At 41.7% G+C, this 18,032-nt stretch carries 18 protein-coding genes; 12 read left to right on the top strand and 6 right to left on the bottom strand.

Annotated features, from left to right (window positions below):
- Positions 1-9 precede the first annotated feature (9 nt).
- Entirely contained in the window at positions 10-576 is a 567-nt protein-coding gene (locus tag ACE1CI_RS06325; protein ID WP_413263764.1) for an NfeD family protein, read from the bottom strand.
- Positions 577-727: 151 nt separating this feature from the next.
- On the opposite strand from ACE1CI_RS06325, the gene ACE1CI_RS06320 reads away from it, so the two are divergent.
- Both ACE1CI_RS06320 and ACE1CI_RS06315 read left to right on the top strand, forming a co-directional pair.
- A complete protein-coding gene (locus tag ACE1CI_RS06320) occupies positions 728-2,581 on the top strand; it encodes a serine/threonine-protein phosphatase (RefSeq protein WP_413263763.1) in 1,854 nt (617 codons plus the stop codon).
- 52 nt (positions 2,582-2,633) lie between these two features.
- Positions 2,634-3,368: a Uma2 family endonuclease gene (locus tag ACE1CI_RS06315; RefSeq protein ID WP_413263762.1), complete on the top strand. Its 735-nt coding sequence runs from the start codon at positions 2,634-2,636 to the stop codon at positions 3,366-3,368.
- Positions 3,369-3,512: 144 nt separating this feature from the next.
- Here the strand turns inward: ACE1CI_RS06315 and ACE1CI_RS06310 are convergent, their stop codons facing one another.
- From ACE1CI_RS06310 to ACE1CI_RS06295, 4 genes are all read right to left on the bottom strand, one after another.
- Positions 3,513-9,272: an Ig-like domain-containing protein gene (locus tag ACE1CI_RS06310; RefSeq protein ID WP_496615276.1), complete on the bottom strand. Its 5,760-nt coding sequence runs from the start codon at positions 9,270-9,272 to the stop codon at positions 3,513-3,515.
- A gap of 551 nt (positions 9,273-9,823) precedes the next feature.
- The gene (locus tag ACE1CI_RS06305; protein ID WP_413263760.1) at positions 9,824-12,592 is read right to left on the bottom strand and encodes a dynamin family protein; all 2,769 of its coding nucleotides are present in this window, start codon (positions 12,590-12,592) and stop codon (positions 9,824-9,826) included.
- Positions 12,593-12,607: 15 nt separating this feature from the next.
- The gene (locus ACE1CI_RS06300; protein ID WP_413263759.1) at positions 12,608-13,621 is read right to left on the bottom strand and encodes a hypothetical protein; all 1,014 of its coding nucleotides are present in this window, start codon (positions 13,619-13,621) and stop codon (positions 12,608-12,610) included.
- 211 nt (positions 13,622-13,832) lie between these two features.
- Entirely contained in the window at positions 13,833-13,991 is a 159-nt protein-coding gene (locus ACE1CI_RS06295; RefSeq protein ID WP_413263758.1) for a hypothetical protein, read from the bottom strand.
- A 136-nt stretch (positions 13,992-14,127) separates the two neighbouring features.
- Here ACE1CI_RS06295 and ACE1CI_RS06290 point away from each other — a divergent pair, with 136 nt between their 5' ends.
- Positions 14,128-14,376, top strand: a complete 249-nt coding sequence (locus ACE1CI_RS06290; protein ID WP_413259166.1) for a type II toxin-antitoxin system RelE family toxin — start codon at positions 14,128-14,130, stop codon at positions 14,374-14,376.
- A gap of 16 nt (positions 14,377-14,392) precedes the next feature.
- On the top strand, positions 14,393-14,596 hold the full coding sequence (locus ACE1CI_RS06285) for a type II toxin-antitoxin system prevent-host-death family antitoxin (protein WP_459564036.1): 204 nt from the start codon (positions 14,393-14,395) through the stop codon (positions 14,594-14,596).
- A 33-nt stretch (positions 14,597-14,629) separates the two neighbouring features.
- On the opposite strand, the gene ACE1CI_RS06280 is transcribed toward ACE1CI_RS06285, so the two are convergent.
- Positions 14,630-14,818, bottom strand: coding sequence for a hypothetical protein (locus ACE1CI_RS06280; RefSeq protein WP_413263756.1), 189 nt, complete (start codon positions 14,816-14,818; stop codon positions 14,630-14,632).
- A gap of 119 nt (positions 14,819-14,937) precedes the next feature.
- Here ACE1CI_RS06280 and ACE1CI_RS06275 point away from each other — a divergent pair, with 119 nt between their 5' ends.
- From ACE1CI_RS06275 to ACE1CI_RS06240, 8 genes are all read left to right on the top strand, one after another.
- Positions 14,938-15,141, top strand: a complete 204-nt coding sequence (locus ACE1CI_RS06275) for a hypothetical protein (RefSeq protein ID WP_413263755.1) — start codon at positions 14,938-14,940, stop codon at positions 15,139-15,141.
- A 65-nt stretch (positions 15,142-15,206) separates the two neighbouring features.
- A complete protein-coding gene (locus ACE1CI_RS06270) occupies positions 15,207-15,461 on the top strand; it encodes a DUF6364 family protein (protein WP_413263754.1) in 255 nt (84 codons plus the stop codon).
- Positions 15,458-15,889, top strand: coding sequence for a PIN domain-containing protein (locus ACE1CI_RS06265; protein WP_413263753.1), 432 nt, complete (start codon positions 15,458-15,460; stop codon positions 15,887-15,889). Before ACE1CI_RS06270 ends, ACE1CI_RS06265 begins: the two co-directional genes overlap by 4 nt.
- Positions 15,890-15,894: 5 nt before the next feature.
- Positions 15,895-16,023, top strand: a complete 129-nt coding sequence (locus ACE1CI_RS06260; protein WP_413263752.1) for a hypothetical protein — start codon at positions 15,895-15,897, stop codon at positions 16,021-16,023.
- 151 nt (positions 16,024-16,174) lie between these two features.
- Positions 16,175-16,381 (top strand): hypothetical protein, encoded by a 207-nt coding sequence (locus tag ACE1CI_RS06255; RefSeq protein WP_413263751.1) that lies wholly within the window; start codon positions 16,175-16,177, stop codon positions 16,379-16,381.
- 129 nt (positions 16,382-16,510) lie between these two features.
- Positions 16,511-16,744: a DUF433 domain-containing protein gene (locus ACE1CI_RS06250; protein ID WP_413263750.1), complete on the top strand. Its 234-nt coding sequence runs from the start codon at positions 16,511-16,513 to the stop codon at positions 16,742-16,744.
- Positions 16,741-17,076, top strand: coding sequence for a DUF5615 family PIN-like protein (locus tag ACE1CI_RS06245; protein ID WP_413263749.1), 336 nt, complete (start codon positions 16,741-16,743; stop codon positions 17,074-17,076). The genes ACE1CI_RS06250 and ACE1CI_RS06245 overlap by 4 nt, the downstream gene beginning before the upstream one ends.
- Before the next feature lie 143 nt (positions 17,077-17,219).
- Entirely contained in the window at positions 17,220-18,023 is an 804-nt protein-coding gene (locus ACE1CI_RS06240) for an SDR family NAD(P)-dependent oxidoreductase (RefSeq protein WP_413263748.1), read from the top strand.
- Positions 18,024-18,032 lie beyond the last annotated feature (9 nt).

Genomic DNA, 18,032 nt, shown 5'->3' with positions numbered 1-18,032 from the left:
TTTGTTGTTTTACAATTTATCGGGTAAGACAATTAAAGTTGTGCCTTCCCTGCCGATCACGTAAACTTTTTCATTAGGTGCGATCGCTCTTGTTTCATCACTACAACGCGCCCGCCACGAATTCCCTTCGTATAAAACTCTTCCTGTTTTTCCGGGCAAAATTTCACTGATTGTTTGCGCTTCTACCGCATCCCTAATTGCTGAGGTTTTCCGTTTTGGTGCCAAGCGACGGAAAAGCAAAAATAAAGCCACCGAAAGCAGTAACCAGAGTATAACCTGTAATAAAGGCTCCCGCATCAAGGGCGTAATAGCAGCTACTATCATCGCCGCTATTCCCATAATCACCGCAGTATAAGCTGTGGGTAAAACGAATTCCACCAAACACAGCGCTGCGCCAAACAATAACCACAGTAAAGTCGGACTGATGGTGAAGGATAATGCTACCGTTGCCATTAATCCCATCAGCGAATGATACTCGGTAGTTGGTAGTGAGTAGTTGCTGCTGGGAACTAAACTCACTAATAAATCATCCAAAAGCATATTGATATTCATTGGCTGTACTTCTATAGTTAACATGAACTATTTCTTCTCAGGGGCAGATAGAATGGAAAAAATTCCAAAGATTTGTTGACTACAACGCTTTATTTATTGCCTTTTCGTAAGAAAATGTAACTTTTTGAGATACACTCTGATTTAATATCTAAATCTATTTTATTAATGAAGTTCTATGAATAGTTCCGAGCCGTCGATGAATCGCTATCTTTGGGCATCTGACCCAGCATCAGCGCAAATTCCCCCAGAAGTGCTAATACAGGATAGGTATCAAGTAATTGCACCGCAAATTTGGCTGGATACGCAACCAGAAGCACCGCCCTACGTTCCTCAAGAATTACCAGAAGAAATCATTCCTTATCTGCGCTTATTTCCCCAGCGTCTCCATATTCCAGAAGTTTATGGTGTAGCTGTTTTAAGCGAGGAACCAAACTCCGCAGAAGCGATCTTGTTAGAAAATGTGCCGATCGATCCTGAAGGCAATCTCTACCCTGCTATTGTAGATCAATGGCATCAGACAAAGGCAGTCAGACAAGTCTATTGGCTGTGGCAAATTCTCCAACTGTGGGCACCACTAGCAGAATTGGGAGTAGCATCAAGTTTATTAATTCCTGAAAATATCCGAGTCCAAGGCTGGCGAGTTAGACTGTTGCAACTGTTTAGCGATCGCACAGATCCCAGCAATGCACAACCAAGTTTAGCAGCTTTTTCTGATTGTTGGTTAGAATGGATTGCTGGCGCTCATCCTTCAGTTTTAGACCGCCTGCAACAAATTTGGCAACAACTTGGCGAAGGGCAGAAATCTTTAGATGAAATTTCTTTAGAATTAAATCAGTTATTGTTAGAAAAAGCCGCCGAACTTCCCCTAAGATTACAAGTAGCTGGTGGTACAGACCAAGGGCCAATGCGTTCTAGCAACGAAGATTCTTGTTATCCGACACAAGCAGATTTGCAATCAATGACTGAATCACCTAACGACTTATTAATTCCTAATTTTACCTTAGTTTGTGATGGAATTGGTGGGCATGAAGGTGGCGAAGTTGCCAGTTTAATGGCATTGCAAACCCTAAAATTACAAGTTAGAGCATTATTAATTGAAATTGCCCAACAAACAGAAATCGTTCCCCCGAATATTATCAGCGAACAAATTACCGCAATTATTCGCGTAGTAAATGACCTAATTGCTAAACAAAATGATTCCCAAGGGCGAGAAATGCGCCAAAGAATGGGAACAACTTTAGTCATGGGATTGCAAATACCGCAAAAGATTACTCAATCAGATGGCACTGTTTTAGAAAATGCTCACGAACTTTATATTGCCAGTGTTGGAGATAGCCGAGTTTACTGGATTACTGCTGATTATTGTCAGCAATTAACCATAGATGATGATGTCGCAACTAGGGAAGTACGTTTAGGGCGCAGTCTTTACCGGGAAGCATTGCGGCGAGTTGATGGCGGTGCTTTAACTCAAGCATTAGGAACACGAGAAGCACAAATTTTGCGCCCGTCGATTGGGCGATTTATTTTAGAAGAAGATGGGATTTTATTGTTATGTTCTGATGGGTTGAGCGATCGCAATACAGTAGAACAATCTTGGCAGGAATTTGCTAAACCTGTCTTAAAAAATAAGATGACTTTAGAAGCAGCGGTGCAATCTTGGATCGACCTAGCTAATGAAAAAAATGGGCATGATAACACTTCAGTAGTACTCACCCGTTGTTTACTTTCTCCCGAACCACCTGTGTTATTTGAACCGAGAAAATTAGAAGCGGAAACACCAACTACTCCATATCCAGTAGAATCGGAACTAACCGAAGCTTCTAAAGCATTATTGTATTCACAAGCTACTCAACCAGAAGCAGGGGAAATAGTTGATGTGCAACCCGTGAGACAGAGTAGTTGGTTAACAGTGTTGACAACTTTAGGAATTATAGTAGTGTTCGGTTTCATTGGGCTTGGAGTTTGGCGATCGCTAACTCCCCAAGACACCCCACCAACCCAAGAAACACCCGCAAATACTAACGAATAAATAGGAGGTTTGTTAATTTGAAAGCGTGCGAATCCCATCCTCACTTTAGATTATGATTACTCAAATACCCGCCTCTCAATTATCAATTACTTGGCCCAAACTACCAGAAGATTTTCCTCTACCCGACGATCCAGTGGAAAATACAGACCAACCTCTTTTAGCTGCTGCTTTACGTCAACCTTTGACAGCTGTTCCCGAACTGTTGCAAGACGCACTAATTGTTTCTAATTTTGCCTTATGTGCAGCGATTCAAGGACGAACAATTTGCAAAGCACCTGACTGGATGTATGTGCGTCCGGTACAATCTTGGCAATCAACTCAACCTCGCCGCAGCTACACTCCGCACACAGAAGGCGTAGTTCCCCAAGTAGTGATGGAGTTTCTTTCCGCAACTTATGGCGAAGAATACTCGGTGGAGTTTACCGAGGGTGTGGGAAAATGGTTTTTTTATGAAAAGGTGATTAAAGTTCCCCGCTACGTGATTTTTCGCCCTGATACAGGAAGGTTAGAAGTTTATCAGTTAGAGTCGGAATCTTATCGCTTGCAAACACCTGATGAAACAGGGCGTTATTTGATTCCAGGATTAGACTTATTTTTGGGAGTTTGGGAAGGAACTCACGAAGGGAGAACAGGTTATTGGTTAAGGTGGTGGAATGCCCAAGGTGAGTTACTATTGTGGTCCCAAGAACAGGCCCAACAAGAACGCCAACGGGCCCAACAAGAACGCCAACGGGCGGAAAGATTAGCCCAAAGGTTGCGAGAGTTGGGGGAAAATATAGAGTTTTGAAGAATCTAGATACAAAATATCAAAGTTTTGTAGCTAGCCGAAACTAAAACAGAGGTCAATACTGCTTGGGTTTTGGGTAGGGGCACGCTACGCGAACGCCCCTACAAGGCAAAAATACTTAACCGAGCAGTATTGAAACAGCAGTTACATTGCCGTTAAATTACTAGGATTAACAGCCCAAACATAGGAAAGATCAGCATCGTATTGCCCATTTTGCCCACTCTCGATCGTACCGTCGAAGTCAAGTGAACCAGGGGTTGCTGGAGTAGAACCACTACCAACAAAACCAGTACCACTAGAGCCAAATCTATCACTCTCCATGAGATTCCAAACTTCAATGTACTCAACTTTTGTACCCGCAGTTAAGCCAAAATCGCCAGATAAGTCAAAAGCAGTTAAGAAATCAGCAAACGAACTGTTTTGCACAGCTTCTGTAGCTGGTTTGTAGAAAAAGTTTGTCAGTACATCACCAACTGGCTTGACTCGGACAACAAAGTATTCCGGTCTACCCAAATTACCATTTTCAGCCAGCACAAAATCGTTACCGGGTCGATCGGTAAGGTAAAATCCATTCCATGACAGCTTCACACCACCACGAGTCAAACCATCAGCATTAAGGCTGCTGCTAGCATCAGAACCCGCACTTGAGAGGAGATTGCGAATCGCATTATTCCGGTTAGTGCCATTATTACCAAATGTAGAACCGTTTATGGCAAATCCCCCATCTCCGGGCGCACCACCCGCTACTGTTGCGGTGTCCACCTCAAGTCCGGCGCGGAAAGCGATCGAATTTTGAGTGAAGGTATCACCGGAATTGACAATGGTAGAACTGATTGCGCCGGGGGTACCGGAAACATAACCCGTTCCTGCAACTACAGTCAAATCTACAGTTTCATCTTCTTCTATAGCGATCGCATCAAGAATCGGAGTTAGCGTTACCGTAGCAGTATTAGAACCTGCGGCGAACGTCACCTGACCCGCAGTAGCAGAAAACGAAGATGCACCAGTTTGAGTGTAATCATCACTCACAACAGCCGCCCCCCCGACATTAAAATTGACTGTTAAGGCATTGGACAAAGGTGCATTGATGCTAGTGTCGCGGGTAAAGGTGTACACCAGCGTGTCACTACCACCTTCAACCGCTTTTGCTGGGTTAACGGACAGGGTAACAGTTGCATCTGTGGGTAAAGCCGTGACATTAATTGTGGCATTATCGCTGTTGTTAGTGGTTTGTGGGTCAGCTTGGGAGCTAGCAGTCACATTTACCGAGTGGGAAAGAGTGGTACCTGATGCAGCAGATGCGATCGTACCCTGTAAGGTTAATGTAACGCTATTCCCTGGAGCTAATGCGGAAACGTTCCAGGCACTAGAACCACTATCGTAAGTACCTGTACTGGGATTAACTGTCACACCTGTTAAGTTACTGGGGATGACATTATTAACTGCTATGTTAGTAGCGGTGTCAGTACCGTTGTTAGTCAAGGTAACGGTAAAACTTACGGTGTCGCCGACGTTAGCAGTGGTAGTATTGGCGATCGTATCTACCGCCAAATCAGCTTGCAAGTTAACGATCGTTTCCTTGATATCATCCTCAGCAGGGGCACCGTTATTCGGTGTCGAGTCAGGGTCTTGTTGCCACACTTCCCGCACTTCGGAAATCTGACGCAAAGGTTGTCCAGGCGGAACAAAGGCACCCACCGTGCCGCCAAAAGTCAGAGTTGCAGAACTACCCGGAGCCAAACTCGGCAAACCCCAGAGTTTTAGACCGGGATCGAAACTGCCCACACTGGTAGTATTGGTTTTGACCGTGAAATTGTAGAGCAATTCGTTCTTGACCACCACATTGGTAGCGGTGTCGGTACCTTTATTGGTCAGGGTGACGGTATAAGTTAAGTCGTTACTGAAGGGTGTGGGAGTTTTCGTGACTTGAGTATCCAACTCCAAGTCAGCTTGCAAGTTAACAATGGTTTCCTTGATATCATCCTCAGCAGGGGCACCGTTATTCGGTGTCGAGTCAGGGTCTTGTTGCCACACTTCCCGCACTTCGGAAATCTGACGCAAAGGTTGTCCAGGCGGAACAAAGGCACCCACCGTGCCGCCAAAAGTCAGAGTTGCAGAACTACCCGGAGCCAAACTCGGCAAACCCCAGAGTTTTAGACCGGGATCGAAACTGCCCACACTGGTAGTATTGGTTTTGACCGTGAAATTGTAGAGCAATTCGTTCTTGACCACCACATTGGTAGCGGTGTCGGTACCTTTATTGGTCAGGGTGACGGTATAAGTTAAGTCGTTACTGAAGGGTGTGGGAGTTTTCGTGACTTGAGTATCCAACTCCAAGTCAGCTTGCAAGTTAACAATGGTTTCCTTGATATCATCCTCAGCAGGGGCACCGTTATTCGGTGTCGAGTCAGGGTCTTGTTGCCACACCTCCCGCACTTCGGAAATCTGACGCAAAGGTTGTCCGGGCGGAAAAAATGCACCCACCGTGCCGCCAAAAGTCAGAGTTGCAGAACTACCCGGAGCCAAACTCGGCAAACCCCAGAGTTTTAGACCGGGATCGAAACTGCCCACACTGGTAGTATTGGTTTTGACCGTGAAATTGTAGAGCAATTCGTTCTTGACCACCACATTGGTAGCGGTGTCGGTACCTTTATTGGTCAGGGTGACGGTATAAGTTAAGTCGTTACTGAAGGGTGTGGGAGTTTTCGTGACTTGAGTATCCAACTCCAAGTCAGCAGATAATGTAGTGGTAGCTTCGCTATAGTCGTCCTCGGTGGTGTTGCCGTTGCCGGGAGTCGAGTCGGGGTCGAATTGGCTAGCTTCCTGAACTTGCGATCGCAAAGTTAAGGGGAAATTCGGCGGCACTTGACCCACTAACCCAGTGAGAGTTAAAACGGCAGAATTGCCTTTAGCTAAACTCGGTAAACTCCAGAATTTAGAGTTAGCGTCGTAGTTGCCTACACTGGCATTCCCAGTAGGATTAAAATCCGGTGGCAACTGATTGCCAATGACAATGTTGGTTGCTGTATCGGCACCATCATTGGTCAGGGTGACGGTGTAAGTAATCTCGTTACCGTCGGGAGTGGGATTTTTGCTGACTTCCGTTTTCAGCATTAAGTCAGCTTCTACAGTGAGTTGTACCTCGTCTTGGTCGTCTTCAGTTAGGACGTTATTACCTGGTGTAGAATCGGGGTCAGCTTCATCGACGGCAATTACTTCTGCTGCGTTAGTTAATACCGCATCAGGCGGAAGATTACCGATTTTCCCAGAAAAAGTGAGGGTGGCGTTAGACCCGCTTCCCAAATTTGGCAAACTCCAAATTCCCGATCCAGAATCGTAGCTGCCTACACTAGGATTGATGCTGACCTGGGTGAAACCTGCGGGAAAGATGTCTTTTACCTGGATGTTATTGGCAGCGTCAGGGCCATTGTTGGCTAAGGTGACGGTGTAGGTAATTTGGTTGCCGTCGGGAGTCGGGGTTTTGCTGCCAGTTGTGGTCAGTTCCAGGTCGGCACCTGGTACGATCACATCAAAGGTTTCGCTGGTGGTGGCTGTACCATCGCTGACGTTGACGGTAATTGTGGTAGTGCCAAATTGACCTTTAGCTGGAGTAATGGTGACTGTGCGATCGCCATTAGCACCACCAAAAACAATATTTCCATCAGGTACTAAGTTGGGATTTGAGGAACTACCTGTTAGCGTGAGAGATCCAGCTGGAGTTTCTGTGTCACTAATTGTAAAGGCGATCGCATCTGTCGATTGACTACCTTTGGTAATTTGATTGGCGATTTCGCTGATTGTCGGCGGATCATTTACCGAATTTACCGTTAAATCAAATGTTTGTTTGGTAATATTAGTTCCGTCGCTAACATTAAGAGTAATTTGTGCCGTACCAAATTGATTGTTTGCCGGAGTAATTGTTACCGTTCGATTAGCACCAGTACCTGCAAAAACAATATTACCGTCAGGAATCAAGCTGGGATTAGAAGAATTAGCAGTAAGAGTTAATGAATCTGCTGCGGTTTCTGCGTCGCCAATAGTGAAACTTATGGCATTTGTTGCTGTATTTTCGTTGGTTGTTTGGTTGGATATGGCACTAATAGTTGGTGCATCATTTACCGAATTTACCGTTAAATCAAATGTTTGTTTGGTGATATTAGTTCCATCGCTAACATTAAGAGTAATTTGTGCCGTACCAAATTGATTGTTTGCCGGAGTAATCGTTACAGTACGATTTGCACCACTACCTGCAAAAACAATATTGCCATCAGGAATCAAGCTGGGATTTGAGGAACTAGCAGTAATTGTTAAGGAATCTGCTGCGGTTTCTGCGTCACCAATGGTGAAACTTATGGCATTTGTGGCTGTATTTTCGTTGGTTGTTTGCGGGGAAATTGCACTAATAGTTGGCGGAGCATTTACCGAATTTACCGTTAAATCAAATGTTTGTTTGGTGATATTAGTTCCGTCGCTAACATTAAGAGTAATTTGTGCCGTACCAAATTGATTGTTTGCTGGAGTAATCGTTACGGTACGATTAGCACCACTACCTGCAAAAACAATATTCCCATCAGGAATTAAACTGGGATTAGAGGAACTAGCAGTAATTGTTAAGGAATCTGCTGCGGTTTCTGCGTCGCCAATAGTGAAACTTATGGCATTTGTTGCTGTATTTTCGTTGGTTGTTTGGTTGGGTATTGCACTAATAGTTGGAACTTCGTTAACGTTGCTAAGTGCGATCGCCAAAACTTTCTCAAATGATAAACCTCCGGCATCAGTAACGCGCACAGAGATTTGATGGTTAGAACTTGCCTCAAAATCTAGTAAAGATCCATTTGCCACAATTAAGCGATCGCCATCGATCGCAAAACGACCTCCAGCATTATCTAATAGCGAATATGTGTGGGTATCTCCCGCATCTGGATCGGTAACAGAAAAAGTGCCGATAAATGCGCTGTTAGCGCTGTTTTCCGCCACTCCATTATTAGACAAACCTATGTCAGTGGGTGCTTTGTTGACTGGTGTTGGTGATGAAGTAAACAGGAAATCTTGACTAGTTAGGGTATTGCTGTCAACACCTTTGAGGATTGCTAAATACTCGCCTGTACCTTTGTCTTGAATAATTGTATGATCTGCATAAATATCGCTGCCTGCAAAAATATTTAATTCTGCAAAGCTGAGATTTCCGATTAATTGAATTAAATCTTCACCTTTTTTAAAGTCTGTAAAATAGTCAGCATCAGAAATATTTAACCCGCCAGTGGTGAGAAAACCGGGAACATCATCCCGTCTACCAATCACAAAGATATCATTGCCATCGCCGCCTGTAATGGTATCAGCACCCAAGTCACCAAAAAGGAGATCGTTACCAAGATCGCCAAATAGTCGATCGTTGTCTTGACCACCATAAAGTGTATCTTCGCCTTGACCAGCATAAAGTGTATCTTCGCCTTGATTACCGTTAATAATATCGTTATCTTGATTACCGAAAAGTCGATCGTTGCCACCTTGACCAAAAATTGTATCGTTACCCGATCCACCAAACAATAAATTGTCGCCATTTCCGGTTAAATCAAATTCCGATCGATCGCCAAACAAGAGGTCGTCGCCATCACCGCCAAAAACTGTGTCATTGCCTCTATCGCCAAAAATAGTGTCATTTCCTATTTCGCCAAAAAGTTGGTCATTGTCTCGACCTCCCTGTATTAGGTCATCTCCTTTACCTCCATATATGGTGTCTTGTCCTTGATTACCGTGAAGGGTGTCTGAATCTTCGTTACCAAAAACGAGATCGTCACCTTCCCAACCAAAGATTTGGTCATAACCTGAGAATCCTAAAATGCTGTCTGCGTCCAGTGAACCAATTAGAAAATCATTACCAAATGTTCCGTTAAAAACTGCCATTTTTGTACTCCTTGCGTTTACCTGTAGTAATAGAAAAATAAGTTGCTTAATTTATTACAGGTAGACACACCTGACTCTTATTACTTCACAGTGGCAGCAGCAATTTCGGATTTTCAAAATGTTAAGAATTATTCTTTTTGTTGTGTTTGGTAAGAGTGCGATCGATCTATTTTATTTAGAATTAAATTTATCAAATTACGGAATTTTACCTAGAAAAAAACACTGATAGTAACCCAACCTCAGTATTTTTTGCTAACTCTAATTTCATAGTTTGATTACCTTGAATCGGTTAGCGAAAATATAACACCTAAAAATGTACGTTGTTGCGCTTCAGCGCTAATGTCAATTTTTAGCTTTTTTAGAACGCAGATGAAAGCAGATAAACGCAGATAAACGCAGATATAGATGTAGATTTTAGTGGGGAAGTGGAGAGGTTGCGATCGCACTTCTCCCCCTCCTTTTAAGGATAGAAAAAACCCAACTCTGTCCCCTTTCATTTCACAGAAAAAGCTGGCTCAGAGTTGGGTAACTAACTAATATCAAGATGTGAATTATCTTGTCATTGGTTTTCTACTATCCAATAACTCCCGAATAGAAGTTAACTCAATTAGATATTCAATAGTTTCGGCTTTTTGAATTTCCAATTTAGCAACAATTTCAGGCGCTTCAACTTCCCTGGTAGCCCGTTGTTTCAATAACTGATCGAACTCATATTGAAACCTGTTAATGTAGTCGTCGATTTTCTTTTTGCCTTTCAGAAAATCCTCCGAAACTTGTTTTTCAATTACTCGTTGCAACAACACTAAATTTCCCTTCACTTGTTCGTCTATCTTTCGGTGCATTTCCTTTAAAGTTAGCCGCAAATCAACTTCATAGTAGGAAATGGTTTCCTGATAAGGAACTTCTACCTCATAAACTTTATCAGACTTACATTTGCGAGATTTTGTTCGGGTTTCCTTGCGAGTTCGAGCAAATACTTGTTGTTGATGTTGAACTTGAGCGTCAATACCGGAAAACTCAAACTTTGGAAAATGAATAGGATTACTATTTATTTCTACTTCCAAAGCTTCACCAAGAAACTCAGAAAGCTCATCAGAAATCGCTTGAATTTCCTTTTTGATTTTTTCAACTAATTCTTCACGAATTTTTGTTCCTTCCCTCACCAATTTATCTTCAGTGTCTAACCAAAAACTATGAATTACGGGTGTGCAGTACTCATTGATTAGCTTGCCAAGACGTAAGGCATCATTTTTATCTTTACACCTGATTTTATAAGGATCTGAGCTAGAGAAAGAGCCAAATTTCTTCCAAAGATAAGAGAGAAGATTTTGGTCTTTATCGCTAGATGAAGCCTTTTTTGATTGGTCTTGTGCTACTCTCTCTATTTCTGACGCAACGCGAGTTTTAGCCTTTTCTGCAAAATTTTTAAATCCTTGACTAAACTCGCCAATTAATATTTGCTTTTGTGCTTCAACAGACTTTTTTACAATTTCGACACTCCTTCTGGCTGAATCAGAACGTCGTTTATACTCATCTACTTTCTCTTGAAGTTCCCCAAGTCCCATTTTCCATCCTTTGATTTCTGTAACCAAGGTTTCTTCAATGGCTTGAGCCGCTTTACTTAGTTCAGCTAAAACATCACTTAATAAGTTCCATCCAGAATTTTGAACAACTTTTTGAATGACAGATGTTTCTACTGTTTTTATGCCGCTATCTAAGAAAGCTTTTGGTGTAATGTCAGCTAATTTAGGGACGAAAACTTCTCCGTCTTCATCTTCTTCGATGTATCGAGCAAGGAAGAAATTTTTAAAGTCGGCTTTATTCTCTTTAGTAGCGACTTTATTTTGTATAAGTTTGGCTAACAATCCTTGCCATGCACTCACAGGATAAATAATTGGTTCTGGAATGCCAAACCCAATCAAAGCTTGTCGCAAATCTTCAATTACATCTACAATGGGACGATCTTTCTCTGACTTTCTATCTACCTTGTTAAGGATAAAATAGATTTTTGCTTTACTATTCGCTAAAAATTCACTGCGCTGTTCAATTAACTCTTTAAGCAACTCTGCATTAGTGTTGTCTTTGAATGAAGTGTAATCCAAAATAAACAGAATTGCATCACAAGTTCGGATTACTTCTAAGGCAGTTTGCTTTAAAGTAACCGTATTGAAATTGGCTGTTTCCCATTCGTTAGGCCCTGGAGTATCTACTAATGTAAAGCCAGCTAAAGAAGTTAGTTCACTAATGGCTTCAATGGGATGTTCTAACTCAAAGCGTGTAGTATTATCTTGATTGTTGGTAGCCCGAATCTCATGGGTACGCTCTAAGAATTTATGCCGAATTTCCCCAGCTTCACCTTCTGCTATAACTACAGGCTGCCGTTCCCCTTCTCGAAATTCTAAAAGTCTGGGTGTTTGTCCAGCATCAATTGGTCGAATATCTGTACGGCAAACTGTGCAAGCTTCTGATTCACTTGCTAAAACATCTGCGCCAATTAGAGAGTTAAGAAATGTACTCTTACCAGCTTTCATGGCAGCAATTACAGCTACCTGATATTTTTGTGCTTTCAGCGCTTCAAGAGCTTTATTAATATCATCCTCAACACTCTGTAATCCCTTAGTATCATCTCCTTCTTTGAGTCTTCCAGTACGAAGTTCTTGCAAGTACTTTAACAGAAGATTTCCAGTATTGTGAATTTTGTGATGGATTTCTTGGAATTCTTCAGAAGACATACGTTGATAGTGGTAATTCATTGAAATTTCCTCAAAGTTTGTAGTTTGACTTAAGTTTGTTGCTGCAAAAGCTATTTCTTCATCTGGTAAGTTAGACCAATTCCAGTCAGCCTCCAGATTTTCTTGATTCAGAATCTTTATGCGTTCAGCTGTTATGAGATTTCTGGCGTAATAATCACCGGGAACAAAAATTAACTCTTCCTTGAGTGGAAGGAGAACATTGTTAGTTAGCTCAACTGCTTGCATAAATTTCTTTAAAACATCTTCTGTTGGCTCTCTATCAATATCCAACATTAGAGACATGAGATTTTGCTGCAATCTCACTGCTAAACGTAAACAATCTTTCTCGACTTCATCCAAGGCGTGCTGACGAGTTAATTCAAGAATTTGCTGTTTACTTCTATCAGCAAGTTCGTTGTATTGCTTTTCTAAAGCTGCATAGTCCACAACTAATTTGTTGGCAACTGTTCTGTGATGTTTGGCAGCTTGTCTATCTTTTTCACCTACAGCATGAGCAGTAAAAGCACCTGCAACTGCACCGACTGCTAAACCAATAGCACTAAAAACAAACGGAAGTATAAAAACCATAAATTTGTAGGTTAATCACTGATTATTTGGGAGGAAAGAGCGGTTTTTAGCATCAGGAATTAACTTGCTATCCTCTGAAGTTAACCCCAATGATTTAGCAATAGCGACAGATTCCATGTAGCGGTTAATTGCTCCTTCTATTCCCCGCTCAACAGGTCGATTTTTAATTTCGTCGTTGACTGCTTTCGCCTCTGCTAAAAACTCTAAGTTTTTATTGTGTTCATAAATCAGTTCGTTCTCAATTTCTTGCAAACGTTCTAACTGTTGCTCAGTCAAAGATTTGTAAAAAGCTCTAACTTCTTGCTTGTGATTATCGAGAATTTGGAAGAATTCGTAAACCATACCCACAGCACCAACAGTTAGTAATACTGGGGAGGCGGCTGTTAGGGCGATCGCAATTGGTGGACAAGCAGCTGCTAATGTAGTAGCAGTAAATGCCGTTACCCCTCCCACTGCACCACCAACCACTGTATCTTTGACTGTTTCTACAGCTGCTTGAGATGCAGAAATTTCTCCCCTGACTACCCGCAAAGCATTAGTTAACATCGAAAAAGGTGCTGCTGTTGCCGCACCAATAGCAGCGCCCAAAGGTGCCGCTTTGATACCTGCTTTAACTGCACCCGTGAGATTATCAATTTGCCACTGAGCATTGAGCTTTATTTGCTCTTGCTTTGTCATGGGTTTATTGCCACGAGCAATGTTATCTTTCCCGTTCTCCCATTTGATATTTTTTGGGTCGTTTGAACCGCCTTTACTATGTGGTTTAATATGGCTGGCGTGCTTGTCAGATAAGTAGTTTTCGGCATTAGCACCAGCAGATTTGCCGTCAACTCCTGCGCGTTGAGAAGGGGGAATTTTTCCCAACATTTCTTCAGCTTGAACCATAGTTCTGGGAACTTCACCGGAACGAACTCCACCGTTTTTTAGTCGGTTTAACCCACTTAAAGATAAATCATTTAATTGGGCGTGGTGAATATTGGTTGTAGATGCGGCATTGACAGCGGAGTTACGTTGAGTATCTTCTGACATGAATTAGTAAAAGTTATAGGTTTGTGTGCCATTGACTTAAATAAAGTCAGGGCATTTATCTATTTCTTAGAATTCCCATTTGCTTTCCGTTTCTAACACAACCTGAAGAAAAATTTAAAATTTTTTTGCTATATACCGCCCACCCGCTTTTAATCATGCTTCAACTTCTATATTGCAGAAATACCACAATGTCCGATGGTAAATCGATGTTTTAAGGTAGCCGCCCGCCCGTCATATCTATGTGTAAAAAACTGGTGGCTAGGCGATGTATTTGAAGACGTTGAGCAAACATCTGTTTAGCATCCCGCCCGGAAATCAATTTCCGGGCTAATAGCGAAACTCGGTTAAAACCGACTAAAAACCACAACAAAAATTTCAATCCGTTTTAACGGACTTTAGCTATAAGAAAAGCGATTTGAATCGCTGGTGGTTGAAATATCTCTTTTTCCTCTAGAATTTTGCTTATGATATATCTGCTACTTTAGTTACATTATCAGTGAGCACAAGTGGAATACCAAGTAGATTTCAAACCACGCGCCATCAAAGATTTAAAATCTCTTAGTGCTGAGAATAGCAGCCGAATTTTAGCTAAAATCGAAGCATTAAAAAACGACCTAGCAGGCGATGTAAAGCGATTAACCAATTTTACTCCTGAATATCGTTTGCGAGTGGGAGATTACCGAGTATTATTTGAAATAGAAGACAACATAATTTTAGTTTACCGCATTAAACATCGCAGCGACGCTTATTCATAACCAGAGGAAGATAATGATGATTGAATTACACCCTGAGTATTTAACCAAAAACGGCAAGAAAGAATTTGTTGTCCTCCCTTACGAGGAATTTCAAGCATTGCAAGAACTATTAGAAGATTTAGAAGATTTGATTGATTTGCGAAATGCCAAGCAGGAAGAAGCAGATCAACCTTCAATATCGTTAGCCGAGGTAAAGAAGCAATTAGGATTTGAGAGTTAAGGTCTTTTATTGCGTTATCTGTCCAATAAATATTCACGTTGATAATCCAAGTCTTTTTCGCACTTCCTCCACCGTTCTTATTCTACCAGCTTTAACATCAGCAAGTCCAGTTTCTACACCTTGCCTAATATAAATTGCATAAATCAAGTCATCCCAAGTGCAATTTTCTGGTAATTTGTCAATCAAACGGCGGGCTTCTTCTTTAATGTTTATAGTTTCCATAAGTATAAATCTACTAGGAATTTTACTTGCACATTCTAACACAAGTAAGATTAATGGGCTATTATTGTCAATATAGATAAGCACGTATATAAAAATATTTCATATAGAAGTTAACAATAATGCACATCGATTACACCGTTCAAATTTGGAAAGAAGGATCGCAATTTGTTGCCCACGCGATGCCGCTAGATGTAATGAGTTCAGGCCCAACACCAGAAGCAGCTAGAATTGCTTTAGATGAAGCAGTCCACCTTTTTTTAGTAACTGCCGCCGATATAGGCACTTTAGATGAAATTCTCCAAGAAACAGGTTACAACGACTAAGAACCTAGACAACAATCTACTTATGACGTACTATAATATAAATGCTATACGTCAAATATTATTCTATGCAAACAAAACTCACCTTACGCCTAGATGAAACCTTAATTGCTAAAGCAAAAAACTGGGCAAAATCGCGTAATGTTTCCCTTTCTGAAGCGGTAGCAGAATTTTTTGAACATCTACCAGAACCAGATCGACCTTTGCAATTGACTACATGGACTCAAAGCTTAGTGGGAGTGATTAAATCAACTGGAGAAATCCCAAATGATGAAGCTTTACGCGAAGAGTATATCGACTATCTAGAGGAAAAATATCAGTGAAACGAGTGTTATTTGATAGCGATGTCGTGCTTGATGTTTTATTAGAAAGACAGCCTTTTTTCGCAGCTTCCGCTTTAGCACTTGATGCCGTTGGACAAGGTAAAGTAGAAGGATATATTGCCGGACATAGTATTACGAATATCTTCTATTTACTGAGAAGACATTTGGGAAACGAGAAAAGTCGAGAAGTGCTGATGAATTTGATGTCCAAAATAGTAACTGCTAGTGTAACAGACGCAGTAATTCGATCGGCTTTTTCCAGTGGCTTTAAGGATTTTGAAGATGGGGTCACTTATGGGGCGGCGGCGGGTGTAGGAGTAGAGTATATCGTTACTCGCAATATTAAAGATTTCCGATTAGGAAGTATCCCCGCCATGCTACCAGAAGTATTTTCTAATATTATATCAGTTTCAGAGGATGGAGGATGAATAGAATGACGATCGAATTACACCCAGAATATTTAACTAAAAACGGCAAGAAAGAATTTGTTGTTCTCCCTTACGAGGAATTGCCCATACCCGCCCGGAAATCAATTTCCGGGTTAATAGCGAAACTCGGTTAAAACCGACTAAAAACCACAACAAAAATTTCAGTACGTTTTAACGGACTTTAGCTATAAGAAAAGCGATTTGAATCGCAGGCGGGCTAGAAGGATTGCCATTAACTTCGTATAATAAAGAAGAAATCAAAAATTAGTTATAAGACAATAAGCAATGAACACCCAATTAGTTGAATCCGTATTTCAAGTTATCATGTCTCTCTCTCAAGAAGAGCGAACTTTGCTAGAAGAAAAACTATTTGCAAATATTCCTTACCCTGCCAATTCTGAATTAATCCAACTTGCCAAAAGCGGCGGTTGCTTTGATTTTCTCAACGATGAACCGGATATTTACACTTTAGAAGATGGAGAACCAATCTAAGATTCGATTACTTCTTAGACGTTTAGGTAAGTTGGGAAATCAGCAAATGCAGCAATTAAATGCAGTTATGAATCAGGCGTTTCAATTAAGTTAAATTTTTCAGAAGTAGTAGCAAATTGCAATTTAACTATGAATCAACTTTCTCCTTTACTTAATCGCATCACGCAAAATCCTGGGCAATGTGGGGGTAGACCTTGTATTCGAGGAATGCGAATTCGCGTTAGTGATATTTTAGAAATGTTGGCTGATAATGTCAGCAAAGAGGAAATTTTAGCAGATTTTCCTGATTTAGAAGCTGAAGATATTCAAGCTTGTTTGTTGTTTGCAGCACGCCGTACCGAATTTCCTAGAATCACAGCATGAATATTTGGATTGATGCCCAACTTCCACCGAGTATAGCAGCTTGGTTATCTGCTACCTTTGGAGTAAATGCTATTGCTATCAAAGATTTAGGCTTACGAGATTCCCAAGATACAGAAATCTTTGCAGCTGCCCGTACTGCTAATGCTGTGATTATGACTAAAGATAGCGATTTTGTTGATCTCGTAACTCGCCTGGGAATTCCACCGCAAATTCTCTGGGTAACTTGTGGTAACGTCACAAATAGAAATCTTCGCCAAATTTTAATCCCAACTTTTCCTAATGCTTTAAGATTATTGCAAGAAGGCGAGAGTATTGTCGAGATTAGCAGTTAATTTGCTAGATCAAATTGCAATTCAACCATGATGCAAGCAACAGGTAAACCACAAAACACACCACAGCGATACATCTGCGGAATGACGCGATCGCACAAACCCCTCCCTAACATTGTAAGAGTCGAAACTCCCCAAGATTAATTATGAACAATTCGTTCACTCGCCCTCTGGCTGTGGTTACAGGTGCTTCTAACGGTATCGGCTACGAACTTGCTAAACAGTTTGCCCGAAATGGCTTTGATTTGCTGATCACATCTACCGGAGATAGTATCAATAAAGCAGCGCACGCTTTGGCAGAATTGGGTACTAAAGTTGAAACAGTAGAAGCCGATTTAGCTACTTATGATGGAGTTGAGAAACTCTACAAGCAGATTCAAGCTACAGGTAGACCAGTCGATGCGATCGCTATTAATGCAGGTGTTGGCGTAGGCGGCGACTTTGCCCGTGAAACAGACCTCAAAGACGAGTTGAATTTAATTAACCTGAACGTCGTGTCCGCTGTGCATCTTGCCAAACGGGTAGTTAAAGATATGGTCGATCGCGATCGAGGTCGCATTCTCTTCACCTCCTCCATTGCCGCCCTCATGCCTGGGCCTTTTGAAGCAGTCTACGCAGCTTCCAAAGCTTTCATCCACTCCTTTTCTGAGGCACTACGTAACGAGTTAAAAGATACAGGTGTAACCGTTACTTCACTGATGCCAGGGCCAACTGATACCAACTTTTTCCACCGTGCGGGGATGGATGACACCAGGGTAGGTGCAAACGAAAAAGATGACCCAGCACAGGTCGCTAAACAAGGTTTTGAGGCATTGATGGCAGGTAAGGATGCGGTGATTGCAGGTTCGCTGAAAACAAAAATTCAGGGCAATGTCAGCAAGGTGTTACCTGATACCGCCAATGCTGAACAGCACCGCCAACTGACTGAACCGGGTTCTGCTCACAAATAATATGAAATT

Source organism: Floridaenema flaviceps BLCC-F50, assembly GCF_041929275.2.
GTDB classification, from domain to species: Bacteria; Cyanobacteriota; Cyanobacteriia; order Cyanobacteriales; family Aerosakkonemataceae; genus Floridanema; species Floridanema flaviceps.
The sequence above is the reverse complement of the archived record's forward strand: the minus strand, read 5'-3'. Positions and strand labels throughout refer to the sequence as shown.

Bases quoted from the DNA above. Each gene is read 5' to 3' on its own strand.
- ACE1CI_RS06325 (WP_413263764.1), bottom strand. From the start codon at position 576: ATGTTAACTATAGAAGTACAGCCAATGAATATCAATATGCTTTTGGAT.
- ACE1CI_RS06320 (WP_413263763.1), top strand. From the start codon at position 728: ATGAATAGTTCCGAGCCGTCGATGAATCGCTATCTTTGGGCATCTGAC.
- ACE1CI_RS06315 (WP_413263762.1), top strand. From the start codon at position 2,634: ATGATTACTCAAATACCCGCCTCTCAATTATCAATTACTTGGCCCAAA.
- ACE1CI_RS06310 (WP_496615276.1), bottom strand. From the start codon at position 9,272: ATGGCAGTTTTTAACGGAACATTTGGTAATGATTTTCTAATTGGTTCA.
- ACE1CI_RS06305 (WP_413263760.1), bottom strand. From the start codon at position 12,592: ATGGTTTTTATACTTCCGTTTGTTTTTAGTGCTATTGGTTTAGCAGTC.
- ACE1CI_RS06300 (WP_413263759.1), bottom strand. From the start codon at position 13,621: ATGTCAGAAGATACTCAACGTAACTCCGCTGTCAATGCCGCATCTACA.
- ACE1CI_RS06285 (WP_459564036.1), top strand. From the start codon at position 14,393: ATGATTGAATTACACCCTGAGTATTTAACCAAAAACGGCAAGAAAGAA.
- ACE1CI_RS06280 (WP_413263756.1), bottom strand. From the start codon at position 14,818: ATGGAAACTATAAACATTAAAGAAGAAGCCCGCCGTTTGATTGACAAA.
- ACE1CI_RS06275 (WP_413263755.1), top strand. From the start codon at position 14,938: ATGCACATCGATTACACCGTTCAAATTTGGAAAGAAGGATCGCAATTT.
- ACE1CI_RS06270 (WP_413263754.1), top strand. From the start codon at position 15,207: ATGCAAACAAAACTCACCTTACGCCTAGATGAAACCTTAATTGCTAAA.
- ACE1CI_RS06260 (WP_413263752.1), top strand. From the start codon at position 15,895: ATGACGATCGAATTACACCCAGAATATTTAACTAAAAACGGCAAGAAA.
- ACE1CI_RS06255 (WP_413263751.1), top strand. From the start codon at position 16,175: ATGAACACCCAATTAGTTGAATCCGTATTTCAAGTTATCATGTCTCTC.
- ACE1CI_RS06250 (WP_413263750.1), top strand. From the start codon at position 16,511: ATGAATCAACTTTCTCCTTTACTTAATCGCATCACGCAAAATCCTGGG.
- ACE1CI_RS06245 (WP_413263749.1), top strand. From the start codon at position 16,741: ATGAATATTTGGATTGATGCCCAACTTCCACCGAGTATAGCAGCTTGG.
- ACE1CI_RS06240 (WP_413263748.1), top strand. From the start codon at position 17,220: ATGAACAATTCGTTCACTCGCCCTCTGGCTGTGGTTACAGGTGCTTCT.